Annotated in this window: 6 protein-coding genes and 1 pseudogene; 3 read left to right on the top strand and 4 right to left on the bottom strand. The window is 65.6% G+C overall.

What is annotated here, in order from left to right; translation table 11 throughout:
- Positions 1 to 5: 5 nt before the first annotated feature.
- Positions 6 to 1508, bottom strand: coding sequence for a PIN-like domain-containing protein (locus IZR01_RS46820; RefSeq protein ID WP_194927610.1), 1503 nt, complete (start codon positions 1506 to 1508; stop codon positions 6 to 8).
- Positions 1509 to 1689: 181 nt separating this feature from the next.
- Between IZR01_RS46820 and IZR01_RS46815 the strand changes: the two are divergent.
- The 3 genes and pseudogenes from IZR01_RS46815 to IZR01_RS46805 form a co-directional block, all read left to right on the top strand.
- Positions 1690 to 1838 (top strand): annotated as a pseudogene (locus IZR01_RS46815) (IS481 family transposase); the annotation flags it as partial.
- Between the two features lie 2 nt (positions 1839 to 1840).
- Complete coding sequence (locus IZR01_RS54610; RefSeq protein WP_369125523.1) at positions 1841 to 2158, top strand: helix-turn-helix domain-containing protein; 318 nt, start codon at positions 1841 to 1843, stop codon at positions 2156 to 2158.
- A 639-nt stretch (positions 2159 to 2797) separates the two neighbouring features.
- A complete protein-coding gene (locus tag IZR01_RS46805) occupies positions 2798 to 3589 on the top strand; it encodes an endonuclease domain-containing protein (RefSeq protein ID WP_194927608.1) in 792 nt (263 codons plus the stop codon).
- 173 nt (positions 3590 to 3762) lie between these two features.
- On the opposite strand, the gene IZR01_RS46800 is transcribed toward IZR01_RS46805, so the two are convergent.
- The 3 genes from IZR01_RS46800 to IZR01_RS46790 all read right to left on the bottom strand — a co-directional run bounded on the left by IZR01_RS46800 (position 3763) and on the right by IZR01_RS46790 (position 7308).
- Positions 3763 to 5841, bottom strand: coding sequence for a hypothetical protein (locus IZR01_RS46800; RefSeq protein ID WP_194927607.1), 2079 nt, complete (start codon positions 5839 to 5841; stop codon positions 3763 to 3765).
- A gap of 509 nt (positions 5842 to 6350) precedes the next feature.
- Positions 6351 to 6599 (bottom strand): hypothetical protein, encoded by a 249-nt coding sequence (locus tag IZR01_RS46795; RefSeq protein ID WP_194927606.1) that lies wholly within the window; start codon positions 6597 to 6599, stop codon positions 6351 to 6353.
- Between the two features lie 217 nt (positions 6600 to 6816).
- Positions 6817 to 7308, bottom strand: a complete 492-nt coding sequence (locus IZR01_RS46790; RefSeq protein ID WP_194927605.1) for a hypothetical protein — start codon at positions 7306 to 7308, stop codon at positions 6817 to 6819.
- Between the last annotated feature and the right edge of the window lie 156 nt (positions 7309 to 7464).

The raw sequence follows: 7464 nt of genomic DNA, 5'->3' as shown, positions 1-7464 counted from the left end.
AGTCTTCACCTGGCAAGTGCTCCGGTTCTCTGGACGATCTCGACTTCGCAATCAAGATCATCCCAGGTGGCGGAGCACTTCCTCGTTTCGGGGGTCAGCCTTCGATGTTCTTGGTGAACGCGCGAGGTTAATAGTTCATCGCCGCCAACGAGATGGATGCCCTTACCCTCCACAAAATCCACGGCGTGACGACCGAACCGGCCAGTGGTGATGACGATGCCGCCAGCAATGTTGTTGGCCGTCATCACGCCATATATGGCATGGATAGTCGACAGATCTACTAGCCCTCTGTAGAGCTTTGCTTCGACCACGAACGTACCGTGGCCGAATGCTCCGTCTCCGTCCACGACAGCATCGACGCTTTGATCGTCGGACAGGATAGAGACGAAGAACGGATAGCCGATCGCCCGGACGAGGGCGGTGACCAGAGTCTCGAACTCGAAGTAGCTGAGTTCCAGGAGGTCGACGGGAGCGTTTCGCGCGCGCTTGCGCAGCTCCGCCAGAAGGTCGGCCTCTCTGGACCTGACACGCCGCAACTGCTCGATGACCTGCTCGGTCACACTGACGGTGAGGTAGGTGCCCGCAGCCTTCAAGAAGTCGGTGAGTGAGGTCAGCCGAAGGTGTGCCTCGGCTGCGTCGCGCATCTCCTGGACGAGCTCGGGACGTGGTCGCCCAGTTCTGTTGCCCTTCTTGTCGAACTCCCACCAGTCCGGCTTTTCCTCTTGCGTGATGAGCAGGACAAGCCGATCGGCACCCGATATCCTGTTCGCCCTGTCGATGGTCTGCCGCCACAGGATGAAGTCGCCGGCCGCGCGCAGAGGCGTCGTCTTGCCGCCGTCCTCGTACCCGGGCGGGATCTGGTTAGGGAATCGAAAACTGACAGCCTCGTCGACCAAACTACGGATCTGCGACGAGCTGTACGCCGAACCGATGCGGCTGGCCAGAACTGTGTCGACCTGCTCAAGCACCGCATCGATTGACTGCATGTCAGAGGGATTCAGGTCGTGCTCACCACGTAGCCTGTCCAGCTCGGCGATCGCGGAGTCCATCACCCCGTCCAGGCGCTGCTGGAGACTGTCCCGATCCAGCCCTTCAGCGGCGACATCCCATACTCCGATTCCGGCATTGCGAAGCCGGAGCTTCTCAAAGTCCTGAAGCGCCGCTTCCAGTACTGACACCGCATTCGCTGCCGCATCCCGAAGCTTCTCACGGACCCGCTTGAACGCCGCCTGACGATCGATGACGGCCTGCTTGCGGTTCCGAATGAACTCGACAGCAGCTTGGTGCGGCACCCAAAGCCTGTCGCCAACCACGTTCAGCGCCTTCAACACCTGGTCGCGGGCAGCTGGACTTACGCGGTAGAGATCCAACAGGACATTTGCGTCCAGGACCACCAGCGCTCGCAGATAGAACTCGGCCTCGGGCACCGGGGCATCGTCGAGCCAGCCGGCGAAATCGTGCACCAGCCGCAGCTGTCGGATTTGTGGCTCCTGAGTTGAGTCCGCCATGACGTCAACCCTAGCCACACCTCGGCACTGGCGAAGACGCATTTGCTCTACTGAGGCGTGCCAGTGTCTCCGGCCAGAAGCAGGCAGACGATGATGAAAGCGGCCAACTCGATGAGGCCGTGGGCAGCGCTGGAAGCGACCCTGGTCAGGTCGCATGCTACCGAGCGCATCGTTGGCCAGCGCCGCCGTCCAGCCGCGATCGAACGCCGACCGCACCGAAGCCCTGGCCGACTTCCTCCGCGCGTACAACTCCAGCGATGCCACAACGCACTCGGAAGCCAACCCCCGATCAGCCGCGTCAACAACCCCGCGGGCCAATACAACTACTGAGGATGAAGGGCTGGCGTTTCGCCAGGTTCGCCATGGTGACGGTGAGGGCGCGGCCGTTGCATGTTCGAACTATGAGGTATCCGGACAGAGGCGGCCTGACTATGAAGGCCAGGGCTGCGCGGGAGGCGCTGCGGTTCGCCGCGGCTGAGCGGTTCGAGCGTGGAGACGACGTTGGCGAGATCGCCCGCGAGCTGAGCGTGACGCGCAAGTCGGTGAATGAGTGGAAGCGCGCCTGGCGGGCCGGCGGAGCGGAGGCGCTGGCGTCGAAGGGCCCCGGTCGAGGTGGTCGAGTACCTGGCCGAGCAGCTGGGTGTCGATGACCCGGGCGTGATCAAGGAGTACGGGAAGTGGGACGGCACAGCGGCCGGAAGGAGATAGGGGCCGAAGGCGACCGTACGGATAGCCGGGCGTACGGCCGCCAAATACCCCCGCCGACCTGGACGCCCCACGTCTACGACCTTATTGTGAACACTGATATACACAGACGGTTTCGTCGCACAGGGGACTCAATGAGGTGGAAGATCGCCGGATTCTTGGTATATGTCGTATTTATTGAGGTCTTGGCAGGGTTGTTCCTCGACATTCGGCCAGGACGACGGGCTGAAGGGGAAGATCGAGAACTTCGACAACGTCACGGTATGGCCCAGTGCTGACCCGCGTTCGGTGCCGCAGAGCCAACTGGCCAGCTTGCCCTACCGCACGACGCAAGCGCCCGTGATGATCATCTGCTTCACACCTGGTCACACCGACACCAACGGCATGGGGTACGGCGACACGTACAAGATCAAATACGATGGTGGATCGGGCTACACCGATGCACAGACAGATGTACTCATCGACAAGGGCGCGCTGGCAGCGCCTGATGCTCAGCGCACTGGGACGCATCGACATCTGCATCGGGCTTTGAGGCGAGGTCCTGTCGCAGTGTGTTTGTCCGGCTTGCGTGTCATGGTAGAGAGATGCAGGGTTCTGACTCACCAGGCGGCATACCTAAGGTCCAGATCATCGACGGCAAGGTGGTCCAGGCTCCGGGAACCCCACCGGTAGCCATGATCTGGCTGCCGGTCGATGGCCAGGTCATAGCGAAGGTCCCGGCGATGCGGGGAAACCGGGCATGGGTGAAGAACGCCGTACGGATCCGGTCTCCCCGGCTGGTCGGTGACAGATGGGAGCTGCCCCGCAGCTGCCTGACCAAGTTCGTGACCGCGGCCGTCGACCGGTTCGGGTACGTCGCAGTGTGGCGCGACATGTCCAGGCTGTCGCGGTGCACCAAGGCGTGTCTGGAAGCGACGGGAATGGACTGCGACTGTTCCTGCATGGGCGCCCACCACGGCCAGGACTCGGTCAACTGGTTCGAGCAAGTCGGCGACGTTGTCGTAGCCGAGCTCGGCGAGATCACCCGCAGCATCGTCCTGTACCAGGCCTTGGACGCGCCCGGCGGCGGCGCCGAGATCTACGAGGGGCAGCTGGAGGACCGGCAGTACTGCGTCGACCGCAAGGGCCGGGCCGACTGGCCCAAAGCGGCTCAGTTCATGTGTGCCGGCTGCCTGAGCAGGCAGGCAAGGGTTTGGGACCACTGCCACCACCACGGCTACGTCCGTGCGCCGCTGTGTAACACCTGCAATACCCGGCACTGGGGAGGCTGGGATCCGTCGCGAGGCCGACCCACGCCGAGCAGCAACCTGGACACCAGCTACTACAGCTGGTGTCCAGGCTTCGACGACGAATGGGCAGGATTCTGCAGTCCTTGAGCACGCCCTCTCTGACGCACCACGCCTTCCCCGTTACCACCCAGGTCTACGACCACCGCAACAAGACCCTGGATGACCACCCGTCCTAGGCTATAGCGGCCTGGTTCTCCGAGGTGGCCTGACACGTCGAATGTCGGACCCCGGGAGTCCCGGAGTCCGGCATTCAGTGAACGTCAGCGCTCGTTGCGGCTGAGCGCGATGATCACCTCTGGCAGCTCGCGCATGTCCGCGGTGATCCGGGCGAGTGTGGCGACCAGACGATCGGCCTCGGCGTCGGGCAACGGGCAGGCGATGCCGGCGGCGCGGGCATGGACGCGGGCCTCGGCGGCGAGCTCGGGGACGAGCTTGACCCCCTCCTGCAGACTCTCTATCACCTGGTTCAGTTCTCGCAGCAGCCGCTCGACCGCCTGGCTGTCGGTCTCCGGCAGCGGCGCGTTGGCCATGGCCGGCAGCGCGATCGGTCCACGGGCGGCCGCGACCTTCGGGAAGGTGAAGTCGAACCACGGCTGGTCGGCCCGGCCATACGTGCCAGCCTCGTCCTCGTACTCCTCGGGCTCTCCGTCATCGTCGATGCGGCGCGGGGCGCGTCCCTCGTCCATCGCCGCGGCGATCTCCCGCAGCAGGCCGACAGCGCGGACCGGGTCGGCGCGCATGGCCCGGATGGCGTTGTCGACGCTACGGCGCAGCCGCTTGTAGACCACCTCGTCGTCGGCGTCCTGGCTGTCGCGCCGGATGTTCTGCGCGCCCATGGAGCCCCGGTCGGCGTCGACGATGTCGAAAGCGGCCAGCCAGTGCGGCGCCCGGTAGTAGAGGAGTTCGTCGAAGGCCGCAGCGTCCTCAGGGGCAGACTCCAGCAGGTCGCCCAGGCTCCGGCCGGACAGTTCGATCCCGCTCCTGGCCGAGTTGACCGGCAGAATGTCGGCGACGCGCGGGTTCCACGGCTCCGGGTAGCTGACCGAGGTCAGGGCCGACCAGGCCCGCAGCCGCTGATTCACATTGTTGCGGGTGAGCTGGGAGGGGGGCGGCTCGCTCAAGACGGTGCGCAGGATGCGCCGCCGCGCCTTGTCCTGCTCGCTCGCGTCGGTCGGGAACAGCTCCTGCAGCAGCCGCATCGAGCGAGCGTCACGCAGTACCGAGACCGTGGCATCGGCAGCTACTCCGGGCAGCTCGGTGACCGGCCGGTCGCCGGTGAGCACGTCGGCCGTCGCCGGGTCCAGGATGCCGCGGGCGACGTATGCGCTTAGGATCGTGCGTCCCAGCGATCGGGCCCTGTCGTTCGGCGTGAAGTCCAGCGGCGGGTGGGCGTGGTCACGGCGGTTGCTGGTCTGCACGACGTGGTACAGCCGCTCCGGCGTAGGGGAGCCGATGACCAGGTGGGTCTCGACGACGGCGACGCGCCGGGCGCGATAGGCAGGAGCGTCGAAGTCCTCGCTCTCGATCGCCGCTTGCAGCCGGCGGTTCCACAGCTTGGACAGCTCCCGCAGCCAAAAGGTCGGATTGGTGTAGATGTCCGAGCCGCCCCGGCCGATCTTCGACGAAGAGATGCCGACGAGCACCTCGGCCGGGCTGATCTCCAGCAGTTGGTGGCGCGCCCGGGTGCGGTTGTTGCCGCGCACCGCAGGCCAGGCCCAGTACTCGGTGCGCTGGTCCCCCACTGCGTTCGGCTCCTGCAGGCAGTACTGCTGCGCGACGTGCAGACACGGCTCGATCTGACCGTTGAGGGCCAGGTCCTCGACCAGGTCGTAGCCGCGCCTACCCTCGCGGAGCTCCAGCTCGTTGCCGGCCCGGTCGAGGATCTCCACCATCCGCTGGAACGTCGGGACGGTGACGCGCAGCGCGGCCCCGGCATCGCCGGCCTCCGATGTCCAAGGGCTCAGCGGAGGCAGCAGCCACTGGGCATCCTGCGCCCCGGGGTCGGCTGCCGAGGACCACGCCGTGCTCTGACGCTCGTTGCGCTCCCACGGCACGCCAGCCCATCCGGCCATCGGCACGACAGCGACGATCATCTTGCCGGCGTCAGTGGACACCGGGCGGTACGCCGACGGGCGCAGCTGGGGCTGGTCCGACGTGGAGGACCGCGCGATCAGCGTCTTGGGATTGACGACGAACGGGGCGATCGCCTCCAGTGCGCCGCGGGGGACGTTTACGCCGGGAGTCGCCAGTACGGCGTCGACGAATCTGGCCTGCCACTCGGCGGTGGAGGGAGTCGGGTACAGCAGATCGTCGTTGTCGTCGTCAGGGACGGTGCTCATAGTTGTTGCCCAATCCTTTGGGATCAGGCGGCACCGGCGCCCAGGGCCAAAAGCCACGGGCTAACAGGACGCCGGACCGCACTTCGACCGGGAACCGCATCGGTTGCCGGGAGTGGGCCCGTAATGTCCTTCCATCCGGTGCCATCAGCGTGAACGCAATCCGCCCGGTGGCGGCATACGTCGCGATGACCTCCCACTGTGTGTCAGACCCCGCATGGCCTTTTCCGCCGGGCCATTGGTGTGGCACAGAGCGGTACGGCGGCTGGCTCTCCGGACGGGTTCCGGCATGAGCCTGCGGGCACCCTCAAAGCACGGGAGCGCTCGGAAGGGACGGTATCACTCCGTCATCGAACTCTGTGACGCATCGCGAAACTCTATGCACCACCTGTGATTCCTCGGTCCAGGTTCTGGCCGAAGCACGCATCGGGTGCCGGAATGGCTGACCGCCGCCACGTCGCCTTGGTTCTCAGCGCCCCGGCCCGGCGGCGTGACCGCCGGGCCGGGGCCGCTCACAACCGCCCGGCCAACTCCTCACACCTCGGGCACCGCTTGATCAACGGTACGTTCGCGAAGTCGCGATCCGGATCCGCGTGCGCCGGGACCGGACGCCGCCCGCACAACGGGACGACCGCGTCCCAGTCGATGTCTTCGACGACAGGTACGGCGTGCGCGACATCAGGCACGTCCCACCACCCCGTCGAGGGCATCGTCCGTGACTGCACCAGCTTGCTCTTCCACAGGACCGTAAAAGGCCACACACCTCCTACAGGGGAGATTGGTTACAAGGGCCTTACCGTTCCGGCTCTGTAATCTAGTCTGCACCCGAAAAGCGGTCCGCGTAGGCGCAGCGGACCCCCAAATTCAGCGAGTACCGCGGCCGCCAGAATTCACGGTCTCCGGAGCTCACGGAGTCCCGGATTCCGTGAATCAGCAGAGTGTGCAGAACGGGCACCACCGAGGAGAGGGTTCGCAGCGCTACGCCAGTGGGACGCCGCGGTCCGCCTCTACTTCGACTCCGTCGGCCAGCATGACGTAAGCCCTCATGCGCCTGAACGGGATGCCCTGCTCGCGCAGGCGGTACAGCTCGTCCGCAGGAACCAGGAACCTGGTGGCGTCGGAACCCGGCTCAAGGCGGTGCGGCACCGGCGTGGCCCAGTCCGGCGGGCGCGTAACGACCATTCGGCGATCCCCAGGTAGCTTCACACCCCATCCAGTGATCGTCACCACGCGGTCGCCGGTATTTGCAGCCTCGACTGCGACGAAGCGCTCGCCGACCCTCCGCTCGCCGTTCGGCAGGTCATAGGTCGGCATCATGTTCGTCACGCGCACCTGGACTCGCGTCCTGCTGGGCCTAGTTGTGCGGTGCCCGTAATACCAGGCGACCGGTACGGCAATCACCGCCGCGGCAGCACCGACCACACCGGCCAGCACACCTACGTCCATGATCCGGACCTCCTTCAGCTGCACGCCCACTACAGAAGTACGGCGGGTTCCAGGCTAGTAGCTTGTCGCTTCTAATGTTTGGGATATAGGTGGCGGAGTCGGGTGCGGGCGTCGTCGGTGGTGAAGTGCCAGTGGACTTGGCGCTGGTCGGCGTTGACGGCGGTGGCCCAGGCCGCGAGT

The organism is Catenulispora pinisilvae (assembly GCF_015356865.1).
Taxonomy (GTDB): Bacteria; Actinomycetota; Actinomycetes; order Streptomycetales; family Catenulisporaceae; genus Catenulispora; species Catenulispora pinisilvae.
The sequence above is the reverse complement of the archived record's forward strand: the minus strand, read 5'-3'. Positions and strand labels throughout refer to the sequence as shown.

Excerpts from the sequence above, each read along its gene's own strand:
- IZR01_RS46820 (WP_194927610.1), bottom strand. The coding sequence starts at position 1,508 with ATGGCGGACTCAACTCAGGAGCCACAAATCCGACAGCTGCGGCTGGTG.
- IZR01_RS46800 (WP_194927607.1), bottom strand. The coding sequence starts at position 5,841 with ATGAGCACCGTCCCTGACGACGACAACGACGATCTGCTGTACCCGACT.
- IZR01_RS46805 (WP_194927608.1), top strand. The coding sequence starts at position 2,798 with ATGCAGGGTTCTGACTCACCAGGCGGCATACCTAAGGTCCAGATCATC.
- IZR01_RS54610 (WP_369125523.1), top strand. The coding sequence starts at position 1,841 with ATGAAGGGCTGGCGTTTCGCCAGGTTCGCCATGGTGACGGTGAGGGCG.